The 17,751-nt window shown below is 66.3% G+C and carries 17 protein-coding genes; 5 read left to right on the top strand and 12 right to left on the bottom strand.

From position 1 onward, the window contains the following. Positions 1–30: 30 nt before the first annotated feature. From CXB49_RS04705 to CXB49_RS04690, 4 genes are all read left to right on the top strand, one after another. Complete coding sequence (locus tag CXB49_RS04705; RefSeq protein ID WP_101707316.1) at positions 31–2,055, top strand: M3 family metallopeptidase; 2,025 nt, start codon at positions 31–33, stop codon at positions 2,053–2,055. A 148-nt stretch (positions 2,056–2,203) separates the two neighbouring features. After that, on the top strand, positions 2,204–2,761 hold the full coding sequence (locus CXB49_RS04700; protein WP_101707315.1) for a hypothetical protein: 558 nt from the start codon (positions 2,204–2,206) through the stop codon (positions 2,759–2,761). A gap of 31 nt (positions 2,762–2,792) precedes the next feature. Next, entirely contained in the window at positions 2,793–4,808 is a 2,016-nt protein-coding gene (locus CXB49_RS04695; RefSeq protein ID WP_101707314.1) for a M3 family metallopeptidase, read from the top strand. Between the two features lie 307 nt (positions 4,809–5,115). Beyond that, entirely contained in the window at positions 5,116–5,577 is a 462-nt protein-coding gene (locus CXB49_RS04690; RefSeq protein WP_101707312.1) for a MarR family winged helix-turn-helix transcriptional regulator, read from the top strand. 66 nt (positions 5,578–5,643) lie between these two features. On the opposite strand, the gene greB is transcribed toward CXB49_RS04690, so the two are convergent. From greB to CXB49_RS04665, 5 genes are all read right to left on the bottom strand, one after another. Further along, positions 5,644–6,198, bottom strand: coding sequence for a transcription elongation factor GreB (greB, locus tag CXB49_RS04685; RefSeq protein WP_101707311.1), 555 nt, complete (start codon positions 6,196–6,198; stop codon positions 5,644–5,646). Between the two features lie 53 nt (positions 6,199–6,251). Then, a complete protein-coding gene (locus CXB49_RS04680; RefSeq protein ID WP_158300610.1) occupies positions 6,252–6,716 on the bottom strand; it encodes an NUDIX domain-containing protein in 465 nt (154 codons plus the stop codon). 77 nt (positions 6,717–6,793) lie between these two features. Next, entirely contained in the window at positions 6,794–7,927 is a 1,134-nt protein-coding gene (locus CXB49_RS04675; RefSeq protein ID WP_369826571.1) for a pseudouridine synthase, read from the bottom strand. A 346-nt stretch (positions 7,928–8,273) separates the two neighbouring features. Beyond that, positions 8,274–8,906 (bottom strand): SMC-Scp complex subunit ScpB, encoded by a 633-nt coding sequence (scpB, locus tag CXB49_RS04670; protein WP_101707308.1) that lies wholly within the window; start codon positions 8,904–8,906, stop codon positions 8,274–8,276. Positions 8,907–8,982: 76 nt separating this feature from the next. Further along, positions 8,983–9,501, bottom strand: coding sequence for a GNAT family N-acetyltransferase (locus tag CXB49_RS04665; RefSeq protein WP_101707307.1), 519 nt, complete (start codon positions 9,499–9,501; stop codon positions 8,983–8,985). 117 nt (positions 9,502–9,618) lie between these two features. On the opposite strand from CXB49_RS04665, the gene miaA reads away from it, so the two are divergent. Continuing rightward, the gene (gene miaA, locus CXB49_RS04660) at positions 9,619–10,596 is read left to right on the top strand and encodes a tRNA (adenosine(37)-N6)-dimethylallyltransferase MiaA (RefSeq protein WP_101707305.1); all 978 of its coding nucleotides are present in this window, start codon (positions 9,619–9,621) and stop codon (positions 10,594–10,596) included. 48 nt (positions 10,597–10,644) lie between these two features. On the opposite strand, the gene CXB49_RS04655 is transcribed toward miaA, so the two are convergent. The 7 genes from CXB49_RS04655 to CXB49_RS04625 all read right to left on the bottom strand — a co-directional run bounded on the left by CXB49_RS04655 (position 10,645) and on the right by CXB49_RS04625 (position 17,553). Further along, positions 10,645–11,232: a C39 family peptidase gene (locus CXB49_RS04655; RefSeq protein WP_233492940.1), complete on the bottom strand. Its 588-nt coding sequence runs from the start codon at positions 11,230–11,232 to the stop codon at positions 10,645–10,647. 12 nt (positions 11,233–11,244) lie between these two features. Further along, the gene (locus CXB49_RS04650) at positions 11,245–11,940 is read right to left on the bottom strand and encodes a hypothetical protein (protein ID WP_101707304.1); all 696 of its coding nucleotides are present in this window, start codon (positions 11,938–11,940) and stop codon (positions 11,245–11,247) included. A gap of 342 nt (positions 11,941–12,282) precedes the next feature. Next, positions 12,283–12,630 carry a RidA family protein gene (locus CXB49_RS04645; protein WP_101707302.1) on the bottom strand — a complete coding sequence of 116 codons (348 nt, stop codon included), beginning with the start codon at positions 12,628–12,630 and terminating at the stop codon, positions 12,283–12,285. A 53-nt stretch (positions 12,631–12,683) separates the two neighbouring features. After that, positions 12,684–13,826, bottom strand: coding sequence for a PLP-dependent aspartate aminotransferase family protein (locus tag CXB49_RS04640; protein ID WP_101707301.1), 1,143 nt, complete (start codon positions 13,824–13,826; stop codon positions 12,684–12,686). Between the two features lie 59 nt (positions 13,827–13,885). Next, positions 13,886–15,256: a cystathionine beta-synthase gene (locus CXB49_RS04635; protein ID WP_101707299.1), complete on the bottom strand. Its 1,371-nt coding sequence runs from the start codon at positions 15,254–15,256 to the stop codon at positions 13,886–13,888. Positions 15,257–15,363: 107 nt separating this feature from the next. Then, entirely contained in the window at positions 15,364–16,200 is an 837-nt protein-coding gene (locus CXB49_RS04630; protein WP_101707297.1) for a class I SAM-dependent methyltransferase, read from the bottom strand. Positions 16,201–16,371: 171 nt separating this feature from the next. Beyond that, entirely contained in the window at positions 16,372–17,553 is a 1,182-nt protein-coding gene (locus CXB49_RS04625; RefSeq protein WP_101710604.1) for a fatty acid desaturase, read from the bottom strand. Between the last annotated feature and the right edge of the window lie 198 nt (positions 17,554–17,751).

Below are 17,751 nucleotides of genomic sequence, written 5' to 3'. Positions count from 1 at the left end.
CTCACCGCCAACCGGAGCGAAAAGAGCGCCATGAACGCCAATCCCTTGCTGCAAGACTGGTCCACTCCCCACCAGTTGCCCCCGTTCGACCAAATACGCCCGCAACACTTCGAAGCCGCTTTCGACACGCTGTTCGCCGAACACCTGGCCGAAATCGACGCGCTGGCCGCGCTGCCCGACGCGCCGGACTTCGGCAACACCGCCGCCGCCTTCGATTGCAGCGGCCCGCGGCTGGAACGCGCCCAACTGCTGCTGGACAATCTGACCGCATCGGAAACCTCGGCCGAACTGCAGCAGGTGGAGCGCCGCATGGCCCCGCGGCTGGCCGAGCACAGCAGCCGCGTCTACATGCACGCCGGCTTCTTCGCCCGGCTGGACGCCGTCCACGCCCGGCGCGGCGAGCTCGGCCTCAGCGAGGAGCAGGACCGCCTGCTGGACCGGATACACCGCAACTTCGTCCGCGCCGGCGCCAAGCTGCAGGGCGAGGATCGCCGCCGCTACGCCGAGATCATCTCGCGGCTGGCCGAATTGACCACCGCCTTCGGCCAGAACGTGCTGGCCGACGAAGCCGAATACGCGCTGCCGCTGGGCGAAGACCAGCTCGCCGGCCTGCCGCCCTTCCTGCTCGACGCCGCCCGCGCCGCCGCCGAGGACCGCGGCCTGGCCGGCTGGGCGATCACGCTGTCGCGCTCGTCCATCGTGCCCTTCCTGACCTTCTCCAGCCGCCGCGAGCTGCGCGAGGCCGCCTGGCGCGCCTGGACCGGCCGCGGCGAGCACCCGGAGCGCGACAACCGCCCGCTGGCGCGGGAAATCCTGGCGCTGCGCGTCGAACAATCCAGGCTGCTGGGCTTCGACAGCTTCGCCGACTACGCGATGGCCAACCGCATGGCCGGCACGCCGGCCGCGGTGCACGCGCTGCTGGAACAAGTCTGGGAGCCGGCCAAGGGCCGCTTCGAAGCGGAGAAGGCCATGCTGCGCGACGAGGCGGCCCGCCTCGGCGAAGCGGCCGACATCCAGCCGTGGGACTGGTTCTACCTGGCTGAAAAAGTGCGCATCGCCCGCTACGCGCTGGACGACGCCGAGATCAAGCCCTACTTCGGCCTCGACAATATGATCGCGGCAATGTTCGACGTCGCCGGCCGGCTGTTCGGCCTCAGCTTCGCCGAACGGCGCGATCTCAAGCTCTACCATCCCGACGTGCGCGCCTGGGAAGTCAGCCGTGGCGGCAAGACGATAGGCCTGTTCCTCGGCGACAACTACGCGCGCCAGAGCAAGCGCGGCGGCGCCTGGATGCACGTCTACCGCTCCCAGGGACGCAACGGCGGCGAGACGCTGCCCATCGTCGTCAACAACAACAACTTCGCCAAGGCCGGCCATGGCCAGACGCTGCTGAGCTTCGACGACGTGCGCACGCTGTTCCACGAATTCGGCCACGGCCTGCACGGCCTGCTATCCGACGTCGAGTACCGTCTGCTGGCCGGCCCCAACTGCCCGTGGGACTACGTCGAGCTGCCGTCGCAGCTGATGGAGAACTGGGCGCTGGTGCCCGAGGTGCTGGCCCGGCATGCCCGCCATGCCGAAACCGGCGCGGCCATCCCGGCCGAGCTGGTCGCCAAGATCAAGGCGGCGCGCCACTTCAACCAGGGTTTCGAGACGGTGCGCTACACCGCCTCCACGCTGATCGATCTGGCGCTGCACCAGCGCACCGACGCCGACGGCGTCGACATCGCGGCCTTCGAGGCCGCCGAGCGCGAACGGCTGGGCGTCCCGGCCGCGGCCGACATGAATCATCGTCCGCCGCACTTCCGCCACATCTTCACCGGCCCGGAATACGCCGCCGGCTACTACGTCTACATGTGGGCGGAAGTGCTGGAGGCCGAAGCCTTCGCTGCGTTCGAGGAAGCCGGCGATCCGTTCGATCCGCAGTTGGCGGACAAGCTGCACCGCCACATCTACAGCGCCGGCGACGCCCGCGAGCAGCGCGCGGCCTTCCGCGCCTTCCGCGGCCGCGATCCGCGGGCGGAGGCGATGCTGCAAAGCCGCGGCCTGATCTAATCATGCCGCCGGCCGGGCGGCGGCGAGCGCCCGGCTCCACCAGCCCGCCCGGCGCGCGGAATCCGCGCGCCGGGCGGGTCGCCATTGCCATCGACGGGAAAATGGATAGACTAGCCATCCCATTCAGTTATAAGTTGGTCGATCAATCATGACAAAAACAATCAAATGGCTGGCTCCGGCCCTCATCGTCCTGGCCGCCGGCGGCCTGTACTGGAAATGGCAGCATCGCGCCGAACCCGCCAGCCACCAGCAGAGCGAAAAAGCGGCGAGCATCCATTACGAAACTTATGAAAACGGCCGCTTCCCGTTCTCGCTGCCCTTCCCCAAGGGCCTGCTGATCCCTGGCGAAGGATCGGACAACGGCGACGGCATGACCTTCACCTCGCCGGACCAGCAGACCGTCATGACCGCCTTCGGCGCCAACAACGCCGCCGAACACACGCTACAAGACGAGTACCGCGGCACGCTGAAGCGGCAAGCCGAATCCGGCGAACCCCGCCAGGTGACCTTCAAGGCGATCAAGAAGAACTGGTATGTCGTCTCCGGCACCGAGGGCGACAAGATCTTCTATCAGAAAACCTATCTGGCCGACGACCAGTTCATGACCTTCCGCATCCGCTACCCGGCCAGCCAGCGGGCGCAGTGGGACCCCATCGTCGCCCATGTCAGCGGCAAGTTCGCCGTCACGCCGGGCGGTACCCAGTAAGCCCGGCCGGTCCAAACCGAAGGAATACCGCATGAACAACCCGCTGCTGCAAGCCTGGAACACGCCGCACCAGTTGCCGCCGTTCGACATCATCGCCGCCGAGCACTTCGCGCCCGCCATCGAGCAACTGATGGCCGAACACAAGCTAGCGGTCGCGGCCATCGCCGACCAGGCCGAGGCGGCGGGCTTCGCCAACACCGCGGCGGCGCTGGAGGCGGCGGCCTTGCCGCTGAAGCGGGTGACGCTGGTGCTGCACAATCTGTGCAGCTCGCACTCCAGCCCGGCACTGCGCGCCGCCGAGCGCGAGCTGGCGCCGAAGCTGGCCGCCCACCACGGCGCCGTCTACCTCGATCAAAAGCTGTTCGCACGGCTGGACGCCGTGATGCGCCAGGCGGCGGCACTGGAGTTGAACGAGGAGGAACGGCGGCTGTTGCAGCGGCTGCACCTGGACTTCACGATGGCCGGCGCCCGGCTGCAGGATGAAGCGCGCAACGAATTCGCCGACTGCGTCGCCGAACTGGCCCGGCTGTCCGCCGAGTTCGGCCAGAACGTGCTGGCCGACGAATCCGAATACGCGCTGCCGTTGCGCGACGAGGCGGAGCTGGCCGGCCTGCCGCCGTCTTTGCGCGACGCGATGGCCGAAACCGCCCGCCAACGCGGCCTGGACGGCCATGTCGTCACGCTGGCGCGCTCCTCCGCCACCGCCTTCCTCGCCCACTCGGCCCGCGCCGACCTGCGCGAGGCCGTCTGGCGCGCCTGGACCGGCCGCGGCACCAATCCGCGGCGCGACAACCGCCCCATCGTCAGCCGCATTCTGCGCCTGCGCCAACGGCAGGCCCGGCTGCTGGGCTATGCCAGCTACGCCGATTTCGCGCTGGGCGACCGCATGGCCGGCACGCCGGCGGCGGTGCGCAAGCTGCTGGAACAGGTGTGGGAGCCGGCCAAGACGCTGATGGCGAAGGAAAGGGAACAATTGCAGGCGCTGGCCCGCGAGCTGGGCGCCGGCGACGATATCGCGCCATGGGACTGGCGCTATCTGGCCGAGAAGCTGCGCCAGCGCGATTACGCGCTGGACGACGCCGAGGTGAAGCCCTACTTCGCGCTGGAGAATATGCGGGCGGCGATGTTCGACGCCGCCGGCAGGCTGTTCGGCCTGTCTTTCGTCGAACGCGGCGACCTGCCGCGCTACCACCCCGACGTGCGCGGCTGGGAAGTCTTGCGCGGCGAACGGCCGATCGGCGTCTTCCTCAGCGACAACTTCGCCCGCCCCGGCAAGAAGGGCGGCGCCTGGATGAGCGTCTACCGCGCCCAGGGCCGACACGGCGGCGTCTCGCTGCCCATCGTCGTCAACAACACCAATTTCGCCCGCGGCGAGCCGGCGCTGCTCGGCTTCGACGACGTGCGCACGCTGTTCCACGAATTCGGCCACGCGCTGCACGGCCTGCTGTCCGACGTCGAATACCAGCGCCTGTCCGGCACCCAGGTATTGCGCGACTTCGTCGAGCTGCCGTCGCAGTTGATGGAAAACTGGGCCTGGACGCCGGCGCTGCTGGAAAAACACGCGCGCCACGCCGACACCGGCCAGCCGCCGCCGCCGGCGCTGCTGGCCCGCATCCTGGCGGCGCAGAATTTCCAGCAGGGCTACGCCACCGTGCGCTACGCCATCTCGGCGCTGCTGGACCTGGAGCTGCATCAGCAGGCCGACGGCGTGGCCGATCCGGCGGCGTTCGAGGCCGAGCTGTGCCGCCGCCACGGCCTGCCGCCGGAGGCCGGGCTCGCCCACTCGCTGCCGCACTTCAACCATCTGTTCAATGGCGGTTACGCGGCCGGCTACTACGTCTACCTGTGGGCCGAAGTGCTGGAGGCCGAGGCCTTCGCCCGCTTCGAGGCCGCCGGCGACGTCTTCGATCCGGCGCTGGCCGACAGCCTGCTGCGCCACATCTTCAGCGTCGGCAACGCCCGCGCCCCTCAGCAGGCCTTCCTGGCCTTTTGCGGCCGCCAGCCGTCGGCGGAGGCGATGCTGGCCAAACGCGGCCTCGCCGGCTAGCGGCCCGCTCGCTATCGTCCCTCCCGGCGTCGGACCGCCGCCGAGCCAGGCTGGAAACCGCGCAAGGCCGCGCCGCAACACTATTTCCCTACCTATGGCCAGGAAAATGAGAATGTCATTGATATATTGCGGCGCTGCCGGGATACTGACGCATTCTCACATGACATGGCGACACGCATGTGCTCGCCCGGCTCGGACAGCAAGCGCCTGCGCGGCGGGAGCATCGCGCTTCCCCTGCGCCGGCCCGGCCATCCGCAGCGAGCAGCGGTCCTCCGCTCCGGCGGCCGATCAACCAACAGGACCCATCATGATCCACAGCGCAGAACCGAAGGAAAGCGACATTCCCGCCGTCGACACGCGGGCCGCGATCGAAATCTTCTTCTACGCCTACAAGGCCTTGACCACCAAGCCGGACGAGATGCTGGCCAAACGCGGACTGGCGCGGGTCCACCACCGCATCCTGTTCTTCGTCGCCCGCTACCCCAAGCTGTCGGTCAAGGACCTGCTCGCCTTTCTCGGCGTCACCAAGCAGGCGATCAACATCCCGCTGCGGCAGTTGCTGGAAATGGGCCTGGTCTGCAGCCAGGCCGCGCCTCACGACAAGCGCGTCAAGCAGCTGACGCTGGGCGAGGAAGGCCTGAAGCTGGAAGAGGCCCTGCACCGCGAACAACAGCGCCTGCTGCAGACCGCCTTCGGCGACTGCGGCGACCGGGCCACCCGCGACTGGTTTCTGATCAACGGCAAACTGTCCGAACACATGCTGCCCTGAGCGCCGTCCAAAGCAAACGGCCCGGTGCGCTCGCCCGGGCCGTTGTCGTTTTCGCGCCGCGCCCGCTCAGTCTATGCGGACGTAAGCCACTTCCAGCACCTCGATGTCCTCGTCGCCGTCCGGGCCGCGAAACAGCACGCTGTCGCCCTCGCGCGCCTTCAGCAGCGCCCGGGCGATAGGCGAGATCCAGCTGATCCGGCCGCGCGCCAGATCGATCTCGTCGACGCCGACGATGGACAGCCGCTGCTCGCCGCCGTCGCCGCGCTGGATCAGCACGGTAGCGGAGAAGAAGACCTGGTCGGTCGCCTCGCGCGTCTCCGGGTCCACCACCTCGGCGATCTCCAGCCGCTTGGTCAGAAAACGGATGCGGCGGTCGATCTCCCGCAGCCGGCGTTTGCCGTACAGGTAGTCGCCGTTCTCCGAGCGGTCGCCGTTGCTGGCCGCCCAGTTGACCACCTGCACCATCTCCGGCCGCTCGCGGTTGACCAGCTGGTACAACTCGTCCTTCAAACGCCGCCAGCCGCCCGGCGTGATGTAGTTCTTCGTCGACGCCGGCAAGCGCCTCTCGGCCGGCAGATCGTCGTCCTGCTGCTCGTCTTCCTTGGTAAACGCCTTGCTCATATCGGTTTCCATCATGCGGGTTGACCGCGCGGCCGGGCCGCGCGCTCCGTCGATTATGCCGGAAGCGGCGCCCCGCCTTCCAGCAGGGCCAGACAGTAGGGCAGCAGCGATTTGGGGCGAAGCTTGACCCGGCGCAGTTCGGCGGCGTCCAGCCAGGCCAGCTCGTAATGGTTGTCCGGCGACAGCTTGGCCAGTTCCGGCCCGCCCAGCCTGAGCATGCCGCGATGCTCGCGCGCGACGAAGACGTGCTCGGTGCGGCTCTCGCTCTCCAGCACGCACAGCGGCCCGGCCTCCAGCCAGACATTGAGGCCGGTCTCCTCGCGCGTCTCGCGCACGCAGGCTATCGCCGGCGTCTCGTTCTTCTTGATATTGCCGCCCGGCAAGGCGTAATAGTCCTTGCCCGGCTTCACCCGGCGCATCATCAGCACGCGGCCGTTCTCGATGATGACGATGGCGGCGCGCTGCCGGCGCGGCGGCGGCAAGGCCGCCGCGCTGTCGTTCAAGCCGAAATCTTCCACATTGTCCCCGGAAACAGAACGGGCAACCGCCATTCGGCGATCGCCCGTATCGTCAATCCGCCGGCTAGCGGCGAAACTTATTCCTGACGCGGCGCGGCCTTGGGCTTGCGCGCCGAGCCCCTGCGCTGGCCGCCGGCCTTCTTGCCGCCGGTCACCGTCAGGTTGGACCACTTCATCACCGCCGCCACCTCGGCCGCGTTCAGTTCATAGAACTGGCCGCGCTTCAGCCGCGGGGGCAGGCCGATATTGCCGAAGCGCACGCGCATCAGCCGGCTGACCGTCAGGCCGAAATGCTCGAACATCCGACGCACTTCGCGATTGCGGCCTTCCTTGATCACCACGTTGAACCACTGGTTGGCCGACTCTTCCTGGCCGCCGGTCTGGAAGATGCGGTCGAAGCGCGCCTCGCCGTCCTCCAGCTCCACGCCCTTGACCATTTCCTTCATGATTTCCGGGGTCAGCTCGCCCAGCACGCGCACCGAGTACTCGCGCTCGACCTCGAAGCTCGGGTGCATCATGCGGTTGGCCAATTCGCCGCTGGTCGTGATCAGCAGCAGGCCGGCGGTATTGACGTCCAGGCGGCCGACGGCCACCCAGCGGCTGGACTTGGCCTGCGGCAGGCGGTCGAACACGGTGACGCGGCCTTCCGGATCGTCGCGGGTGACGATCTCGCCCTCTTCCTTGTGGTACATGATGACGCGCGGCAGGCGGTCCGGCCATTTCAGCTTGATGGCGTCGCCCTTGACCGTCACCTTGTCGTGCGGGCCGACCTTGTCGCCCAGGCTGGCTTTCTTGCCGTTGACCAGCACCAGGCCGGCCTCGATCCACTCTTCCATCTCGCGACGCGAACCGACGCCGGACGAAGACAGCGCCTTCTGCAGGCGCACCGGCTCGATCTCGTTCAGATCGACGCGCACTTCCTTCAGCTTCTGGGCCTTGCTCTTGATGTCCTGGTTCGGACTGCGCAGACGCAGCTTCTTGGCCTTCTGCACCAGTTGCTTCGGCCTGCCGTCGCCCCTGGACCGGTTGTCCGTCTTCGCGTCGGCCTGCGGGGCCTTGCCGGCGCCGCCCTGGCGGCCGGCATTGCCGTTGGCCGCCGGGCGAGCGGCGTTCTTGTTGCCGAAACGTTGTTCATGATCCAGCGAGACATTGCCGTTGACGTCGCCGTTGCTGTCCCGCTGATACTGCGGCTTGCGGTTGCCCGCGGCCATCATCTGCTGTTCCTGTTCGCGGCGCGACATCTTGAACAGCGGCACGCCGTCCTTCGACGGCATCACCGGATTGCCGTAGGCGTCGCGCTGCTGCTGGCGCGGACCGCCGCGGCGGCCCTGCTGGCCTTGCTGGCCCTGCTGCTGTTGCGGAAAACGCGGCTGGGCGCCGCCGGCCGGCGAGGACTTGCCCTGGCGGCCCTGGCCCTGGCCCTGGGAGCGGCCGGCGTTCTGGCGCGGCTGCGAGGTTTCATGGCCTTTGGCACGCGCAACCGGCTGGCGCGCGTGGGTACGTTGTCCTTTTGTAGACATGTGCTTGCTCTTTCAATGGGAGCAACTGGCAGAACGGTTATTCTGCGACAGGCTCTAAATTGTCCGCCTCATCGTCGAGGGGGAGATCGTCCGCGCCCGCATCGGGGCCGTCGTCCTGCGTTTTAGGGTCCGGCGCCACCAGGCTTCCCAGCTCCGCCAGCGGCGGCAGATCATTCAGCGAAACAAAGCTCAGATCGTCCAGGAATTTGCGCGTGGTGGCGTACAGGCCGGGCCGGCCCGGTACGTCCTTGTGGCCGATGACCTCGATCCAGCCGCGCTCAAGCAGCGTCTGCATCACATTGGTGGACACCGACACCCCGCGTATGGCTTCGATGTCGCCACGGGTCACAGGTTGTTTGTAGGCGATGATCGCCAACGTTTCCATCACCGCCCGCGAGTAGCGCGGCGGCTTTTCCGGATTGAGCCGGTTCAGATAAGGCGTGAATTCGGCCCGAGCGCGGAAGCGCCAGCCGGAAGCCAGCTTGACCAGCTCGATGCCGCGTCCCCGCCAGTCGACCTGGATCTGTTCCAGTATGTCGTTGATCAGCGCCGCCTTGACGTCCTCGGTGAACAGCCGCTTCAGCTGCGATACCGGCAACGGTTCCTGTGCGGTCAGCAAGGCCGTCTCCAGCACGATCTTCAAATATTTCAAGTCGGTAATGGTGGACATTAAACCGTGATGCCGGAGATTCGGGTTTCAAGCGCGGGAAGCCGAGGATTCTACACGTTTTCCGCCGCGCGGGAAACTACTCGATCAGACTGGCCAGCGAGGTCAGGCTGTAGCGCCGCAACACCGTGCCGTCCGCCAGCCTGACATCCTCCAGCATCTGACCGCCGCAAGCCTCGACGGTTCGGGTCGCCGCCGGATTGGCGGAATCGCACACCACCACCCAGTTGCCGCAGGCCGGCTGGCCGGCCATCGCCTGCACGTATTGCAGCAGCACGCGCCCGTAACCGTTGCCGCGCCACTCGGGCAGCACCTCGAAGCCGATATGGCCTATCCGGTCCTGGATCACCTCGGTCTCGCCGCGTCGCAGCCTGGCCGCGCCGGCGATCTCGCCATCGTCCTCCAGCAGGAACCAGGTCTGGTAAGGCACCCAGCCGGCCGGCAGCGCCTCGCCGTCGGCATGCCTGACCATCTTGCGGAACCAGCCGTCGGCGTCGTCGCCCAGCTCCCGGTAATACTCGAAGTCTTCGCCGCGACAGCGCTGGAAATAGCGGCGATAGGCAGCCATATGCTGCTCGCTGGCGGATTCGATTTTCATTGACGGCTCTCCCAGTCGATACTCCCATCGTAAACACCCAGCCGGCGAGGTCAAGGCTTTTACGCATTCGCGTGCCGGCTATGCGACAATCGCCCCCTGACCGCAGCGAGCAATACCATGAGCGACACCCCACAAGCGATACTGCTGATGGGCCCCACCGCCTCCGGCAAGACCGGGCTGGCGCTGGAGCTGGCCCGTCGTTTTCCGGCGGAGATCGTCAGCGTCGATTCGGCGCTGGTCTACCGCGGCATGGACATCGGCAGCGCCAAGCCGTCGGCCGAGGAAATGGCCGTCTGCCCCCATCACCTGATCGACATCATCAGCCCGCTGCAAAGCTACTCCGCCGCGCAGTTCCACGCCGACGCCAACCGGCTGATCGCCGAGATCCGCGGCCGCGGCCGCCTGCCGCTGCTGGTCGGCGGCACCATGCTGTACTACAAGGCGCTGCTCGAAGGCTTGTCCGACCTGCCGCAGGCCGACGCCGCGCTGCGCGCCGAGCTGGACGCCGACGCCGCTCGGCTGGGCTGGCCGGCGCTGCACGCCCGCCTGGCGGCGCTGGACCCCGCCACCGCCGCCCGGCTGAATCCCAACGACTCGCAACGGATACACCGCGCGCTGGAAGTCTGCCTGCTCAGCGGCCGGCCGATGTCGGAACTGATCGCCCAGGGCAAGGAAGCCGCCGCGGACTTCCGCTTCCTGCCGCTGGCGCTGGTGCCGCGCGAGCGCGGCTGGCTGCACGCCCGCATCGCCGAGCGTTTCCGCATCATGCTGGAGCAAGGCTTTCTGGACGAGGTTTCCCGGCTGCGCGCGGCCTACCCGGAATTGACGCTGAATTTGCCGTCGATGCGCTGCGTCGGCTACCGCCAGGCCTGGGAGCATCAGGACGGCCGATACGGCCTCGACGAATTCGTCGAGCGCGGCGTCGCCGCCACCCGCCAGCTGGCCAAGCGGCAGCTGACCTGGACTCGCAGCCTGGACGTGATCCCCGTCGACGCGCAGCAGGACGGCCTGGCCGCGCTGCTCGGCGACGCGGTCGACGACTTTGTCGCCGGCCGCCCCCCGGCGGCGGCGCTGCGCCACGGCGGCGATTTCTGAACGAAAAAACAGCGGGCCTGGCCCGCCGTTTCGCGCACCGCCCCCTGTTCAGGGACTGACGCTCATCCGCAACGTGTGGGTCCAGTCGTGGTCGCTGGCCGACACCACGCTGTTGAAAGACGCATAGGTCATGCCCTCGCCCGGCCACGGATTCATCATGTACAGATAATTGCCGCTGCCGGTCTGGTAGCCGCGGCCGACGATGAAGTGGCCGCCGCCGCTGGTCCAGCCGTAGCGGATCACGAACGGCCGGTTGGCCTGGATGTCCTGCTGCACATGGGCCCACGACAGATAGTCGTTGACGACGACATTGGGCACGCCCCAGTTCTTCAATATGCCCTGCAGGCTGCCGTTGCCGCCGAACATATTGTTGGGGCTGTTGGCCTGGCTGTTCCAGTTGAAGTTGCTGTTGCCGCAGGCGTAGTTGATGCCGAAGGCCCAGTTGACGATGGCGCACTGGGTGGGCGTCTTGTTGTACAGGCCCAGCACCGCCTTGCTGGAACCGGCCCAGCACCACTGGCTGTGTTCCTGCACCGTCAGCGGCACGTTCAACACCTTGCTGTCCGCCAGCGCGGCGGCGCTGCCCGCCAGCAGCGCGACGGCCAGCACTGTCATGCTCAAGCGCTTGTTCATCATGGCGTTCTCCTGTCAGCGGAAGCGGGCGAGATTGCTGCGCACCGCGGCGCGCAGCGGTTCGATCAGCGCGGCGCCGTCCAGCAGCGCCTCGCCGCCGTCGGCCTGCCGCTTCAATTGCAACGATTCATAGGCCGAGCTCAGCGCGGCGAAACGCGGCTTGCCGCCGCCCGCCGGCGCCACTTCCAGGAAATCCGATTGCGCCTGATATACCCGCAGGAAGCGGGTCTTGTCGCCATAGGCCGTCTGCAGCGCCGCCAGATTGCGGGCCAGGCCGATCGCGCCGAAGGACGTCGCCTGCCAGCGTCCGTCCAGCTTCTCCACCGTCACCAGACCGACAGGCCGCTGCTGCAGATAGGCGACGAAGCGCCAGACGCCGGTCGGGGCCATCTGTCGACTGAGGTCGGCATCGGCGGCCAGCAGTTGCTGCGGCGTCACGCTGTACACCGGAACGCCCTGGCCGACACGGACGGCGGCCAGATCGCCGGCCTTGGCGACATCGAAGACAAAGCCCTGCGGCAGACCGGCGCCATGCTCGGCCAGGTTCTGGCGGACAAAGTCGGCCAGGCCCTGGCGGGCGGCCATCGCGGCTGCCGGCGCCTCGACGGCCAGTTGCGCCGCCGATGCCTCGCCCGGCTGAGCCGGGGCCGGGGCCGACGCCAGCGCGGCCAAGGCGGCGATGACGGCCAAGATTGCGGATTTCGACTGCATGTTTCGTCTCCTGGGTTGGAATGCGGTTGCAGCGAACGATTTCATGCAAACGGATGACTTCCATGGCATGCCCAGTAGTCATAGAAGCCGGCATCGGCCAGTTCAATCCAGGCCCCGAAGCTAAATCAATTTGATTTTCAAAATAAGGCGTGGCTTTACATCCACTTGCCGGTGGAATTTAAAGTGGAAGCTGGAACAAGAGCCATACCGAAGGTCAGGGGTGGCCTTGTCTCGCGCCGAACGGATTTATATCTTTAAAGATTGAACGGCGGAATCGCCGGGCGCAGCCAAGAAAAAAGCCCACGGCCTGGCGGCGGCGGGCTATCGCGGTGCGAAACAGACTCAGCGCGCGGCGACCAGCTTGATTTCCACCTTCCATGCCGGATTGGCCAGCTTGGCCTCCACCGTCGCGCGGGCCGGCACATGGCCGGCCGGCACCCAGGCGTCCCAGGCGGCGTTCATCGCGTCGTAGTCGGCCAGGCTGGACAGGAAGATGGTCGCGTCGACGATCTTGCTCTTGTCGGAGTCCAGCTCCGCCAGCAGCGCGTCGATCTGCGCCAGCACGTTCTCGGTCTGGGCGCGGGCATCGGCTTCGGTGTTCTCCGGCACCTGTCCGGCCAGGAAGATCAGGCCGTTGCTGACCACGGCCTCGGCCAGGCGGGCGCCCTGCTTGTGGCGGTAAATGCTCATATCGTTCTCCGTTAGCGGTGGATGATCACACAGGATTCTAGCGGCAAAGGGGTTCAGCTGTCCTTCTGCGCCTGTTCCAGGTCCGCGATCAGCGCCGCCCCGCCCTCCACGCCCACCGACAACCGGATCAGATTGTCGTGGATGCCGAGCGCGGCGCGGCGCTCGGCCGGAATCGACGCGTGCGTCATCGCCGCCGGCAGGCAGACCAGGCTCTCGACGCCGCCCAGGCTCTCGGCCAGCGTGAACAGCTTGAGCCTGGACAGGAAGGCCTTGACGTCGCCGTTCAGATAGAAGGACACGATGCCGCCGTAGCCCTGCATCTGGCTGCGCGCCAGCTCGTGCTGCGGATGGCTCTCCAGCCCCGGATACAGCACTTTCTCCACCCAGGGCTGCCCCTCCAGCCAGCGCGCGATCGCCAGCGCGTTGCCATTGTGCTGGGCGATGCGCAGCGCCAGCGTGCGCAGGCCGCGCAGCACCAGGAAGCTGGGGAAGGCGTCCAACACCGAGCCCACCGCGTTGTGCAGGAAGGCCAGCTGCTCGGCCAGATCCGGACGGGCCTGGCTGGCCACCGCCACGCCGGCGACCACGTCGGAATGGCCGTTCAGGTATTTGGTGGCGGAATGGACGACGATGTCGAAGCCGAAATCCAGCGGTCGCTGATTGACCGGCGACGCGAAGGTGTTGTCGACCACACCGATCAGGCCGTGCTTGCGCGCGATCCCGGCCACCGCCTTCAGATCGACCAGCTGGTTCAGCGGATTCGACGGCGTCTCCACCCAGATCATCCGGGTGTTCGGACGGATGGCGGCTTCCAGCGCGGCGCTGTCCTCGGACGCGACATAGGTCACTTCCAGGCCGGCGCTGGCCTTGCGCACCTTTTCGAACAAGCGGTAGGTGCCGCCGTACAGATCGTTGACCGCGATCAGGTGGCTGCCGGCCGGCAACAGCTCCAGCACGGTGCCGATGGCGGCCAGGCCCGAAGCGAAGGCGTAGCCGCGGACGCCGCCCTCGAGCTCGGCCACGGCACGCTCCAGCGCCTCCCGCGTCGGATTCTGCGAGCGCGAATACTCGTAGCCGACATGTTCGCCCGGCGCGCGCTGGCGGTAGGTGGAGGTGGCGTAGATCGGCGGCATCACCGCGCCGAACGGGTCCTCGTGCGCGCCTGCGGTGACGGCCAGGGTATGGAAATCGGTCATGCTTTATCCTTTCAATGATTTGACGCCGCGCCTGCGGCGCGGCGGGCAATGGGGCGGGCTCAAACCCCGCGCGGCTGGCGGCGCCAGAAGGCCAGCAGATCGGCCTGGGTGATCAGGCCGAGATAGCGGCCGCCGTCGACGATCAGCGCGATATGGCCGTCGTTGAACACCTGCAACAGGTCCTGCAGCGAAGCGCGCGGCGACAGCGTCCGCACCTGGCCGCTCATCGCGGTCGCCACCGGCTGGCGGAAGTTCTCCGGCTCGCCGTGCACCGACAGCAGCAGGTCCCATTCGTCGACGATGCCGACCACCTTGTCGTCCTGCAGCACCGGCAGCTGCGACACGTCGTGCAGGCGCATGCGCTGGTAGACCACGCCCAGCGGCTCGTCCGGATGGCAGGACACCGTGTTGCCGTCCTGGTGGCGGCGGACGATCAGGTCGGTCAGCCCGCCCACCTCCGGCAGGCGCAGCATGCCCTGGTCCACCAGCCAGTCGCGGTTGTACATCTTGGACAGATACTTGTTGCCGCTGTCGCACACCAGCGTCACCACCCGCTTGGGCTCGGTCTGCTCGCGGCAGTAGCGCAACGCCGCCGCCAGCAGCGCGCCGGACGAGGAGCCGGCCAGAATACCCTCGCGCCGCAGCAACAGCTGGGCGGTGTCGAAGCTTTCCTGGTCGCTGATGCGGAAGGCCCGCTTGACCATGGACAGATCGGTCAGCGACGGGATGAAGTCTTCGCCTATGCCCTCGATCAGCCAGCTGCCGGCTTGGCCGAAGCTGCCGGTTTCGACGTAGTCGGCCATCACCGAGCCGACCGGATCGGCCAGCACGAAGGCGGTCCCCGGCGACTCGCGGCGGAAGAAGTGCGTCAGCCCGGTCAAGGTGCCGCTGGAGCCGACGCCGACCACCACCGCGTCCACCTCGCCGCCCATCTGGCGCAGGATTTCCGGACCGGTGGTGGTTTCGTGCGCCAGCGGATTGGCCGGATTGTTGAACTGATCGATGTAATAGGCGCCCGGCGTTTCGGCGGCGAGGCGCGCCGCCACATCCTGGTAATACTCCGGATGGCCCTTGCCGACATCGGAGCGGGTCAGCACCACCTGGGCGCCCAGCGCCTGCAGGTGCATGATTTTCTCGCGGCTCATCTTGTCGGGCACCACCAGCGTCAGCGGATAGCCCTTCTGCGCCGCCACCAACGCCAGCCCCAGGCCGGTATTGCCGGCGGTGGCCTCGATGATGGCGCCGCCCGGCTTCAAGCTGCCATCGCGCTCGGCGGCCTCTATCATCGTCAGCGCGATGCGGTCCTTGATCGAACCGCCGGGGTTGTGGCTTTCCAGCTTCAGGAACAGCTGGCATGGCCCGGTATCCAGATGGCTGACCCGCACCAGCGGGGTATTGCCGATCAACGACAATACGGAATTACTTTTCATTCAGACACTCCTAGCTATTTTAAAATTACTTTTAGTAATTTTTAGTTATATAAAAATCAAAAAAATTTATACAAAGCAAACAATGTCCTACCTAGGTATAGCCAGCCTCATACCACCGCGCTGGCCTGCATGAAGCTGTAGAAGAATACCAGTTCTGGATTACTTCGTAACAATCTCAATTCTTTTGTCATATTTTCAACGAGTTGCGCATCCACCCGCCCTGCTTGTATCAACTGATCGGCGGCGGACAGCAGCAGCTCGGTCCAGTAATCCAGCACCTGCTGGCGCCGATGCGGCTCGCGGCTGTCCAGATGCCAGGTTTTCACCTGGGTCTCCACCTGGCGGAATCCCAGCCTTTGCAGCAAATTGCCGAGCTTGGCGCCGATGAAGGGATCGCCGCCGACCGACAGCTGATGATCGTTGAACGCCAGCCAGTACTGCTGCAGATTGGCCGAATACGGCGCCAGGAAGAAAGTGGCGTTCATCGCCTCGGTCGCATACAGGCGCGCGCCCGGCTTCAGCACCCGCCTCACCTCGGCCAGCACCCGCTCCGGCGCATGCACATGCTCCAGAATCCAGCACAGGAAGGCGGCGTCGAAGCTGGCCGGCGGAAAATCCAGGTCCTCGGCATCCATGTGCAGCAGCGTCGCGCGTTCATGGAAGGGGCTGCCCTGCAGACGCTGACGCGCCACCGCCAGCTGACGCTGGCTGAAATCGATGCCGGTGAGATTCAGTTCGGGAAAACGGCGCAGCAGGATTTCGGTTTGCGCGCCGACGCCGCAGCCAACCTCCAGCAAACGCCCGACGCCGGAAAAGTCGACGTCGCGATAGACCATCGCTTCGGAGAAGCGCGCCTGGCGCACCAGTCGCGCCTGCTCGGCGGCGGAAAAACCATGGATATACGGCAGATCGGGCTGACCTTCAGCCACTTGCAATGCACTCATCGATGACCTCGCTCGGATAAGCAACAGGTCCTCATTATATTTCTTCAGGCTATTTTGAAATCAAATTTTATTTACAATTTGAATATAGAAAAAAGCTCTAAGCCGAGCTCTGGCATGAAAAAACCCGCATCTGACGATGCGGGCTCGATTCATTCCACTGCGGCGGCGGGTTCAGCCCAGCGCGGTCTGGCGCAAACTCATCGAGAAGCGCTGCAAGGCGGCGATGCCGGAAGCCTCGGCGCGGGCGCACCAGTCCTGCAGCTCCTTCAGCAATTGCTCGCGCGTCAGGCTGGAACGCTCCCACAAGCGGGTCAGTTCCTGGCGCATATTGTAGATGGTCGCCAGTACGTGGCTCTGCTCCAGCAGCGTGGCCAGCTGGGCGCGTTCGGCCTCAGGCGTATCCTTGGCGTCCTGCTTCAGCCATATCTTCATCTTCTGCGGCAGATCGACCTGCGGCAGCTCCGGCAGGCTGAGCCGCGACAATTCGGCGCGGTACTCGGCCTTCAGCTCGCGCGCGTAACGGGCGGCGATCGCGTAGCGGTTCGAGATGATGGCCTGCAGATGCTCCAGATCCAGCTGCGGACGCGACGGGTCCTGCGCCAGCTGGGGCGCCACCTTGCGCACCGTCGCCAGTCCCAGCATCTCCAGGATGCGGATGTACATCCAGCCGATGTCGAATTCGTACCACTTGTACGACAGCTTGGCCGAGGTGCCGAAGGTATGGTGATTGTTGTGCAGCTCCTCGCCGCCGACCAGGATGCCCCACGGCACCAGATTGGTCGAAGCGTCCTCGTTCTCGAAGTTGCGATAGCCCCAGTAATGGCCGAGGCCGTTGATCACGCCGGCCGCCCAGAACGGAATCCACACCATCTGCACCGCCCAGATCGACAGGCCGATCGGCCCGAACAGCACCAGGTTGATGATCAGCATCAGCACGATGCCCTTGGCGTTGTGCTTGCTGTAGACGTTGCGTTCCAGCCAGTCGTCCGGCGTGCCGTGGCCGAACTTATCCATGATGGTCTGGTCCTTGCAAGCGGCGCGGTACAGCTCGGCGCCCTCCCACAATACCTTCTTGATGCCGAGCACCTGCGGGCTGTGCGGATCTTCCTGCGTCTCGCAGCGCGCATGGTGCTTGCGGTGAATCGCCGCCCACTGCTTGGTGACCATGCCGGTGCTCAGCCACAGCCAGAAACGGAAGAAGTGGCTGGGCAGCGGATGCAGGTCCAGCGCCCGGTGCGCCTGGTGGCGATGCAGGAAAATGGTGACCGAGGCGATGGTGATATGGGTCAGAATCAGGGTGGCGACGATATTGCCCCACCACGGCAGGTCCAGCAGACCATTGAGCCAGTTCAGGTTCATGTATCGATTGCGTCCGGTGACTTAGAGACAAAGCTCTATTCTATAGCAGCCCAGAGAGCCTGTTCAAAGTCTTTTTGCGGCGGCGGCCGTCTGCCGCCGGATGCCGGGCGCGGAAAACGGCCCTGTAGGGCCGCCCTGCCGGCCGGGCCGCGCAGCGCTCAACAAGATTTTGAACAGGCTCTCATCCTGCCG

Source organism: Chromobacterium sp. ATCC 53434 (genome assembly GCF_002848345.1).
Lineage (GTDB): Bacteria > Pseudomonadota > Gammaproteobacteria > Burkholderiales > Chromobacteriaceae > Chromobacterium.
The sequence above is the reverse complement of the archived record's forward strand: the minus strand, read 5'-3'. Positions and strand labels throughout refer to the sequence as shown.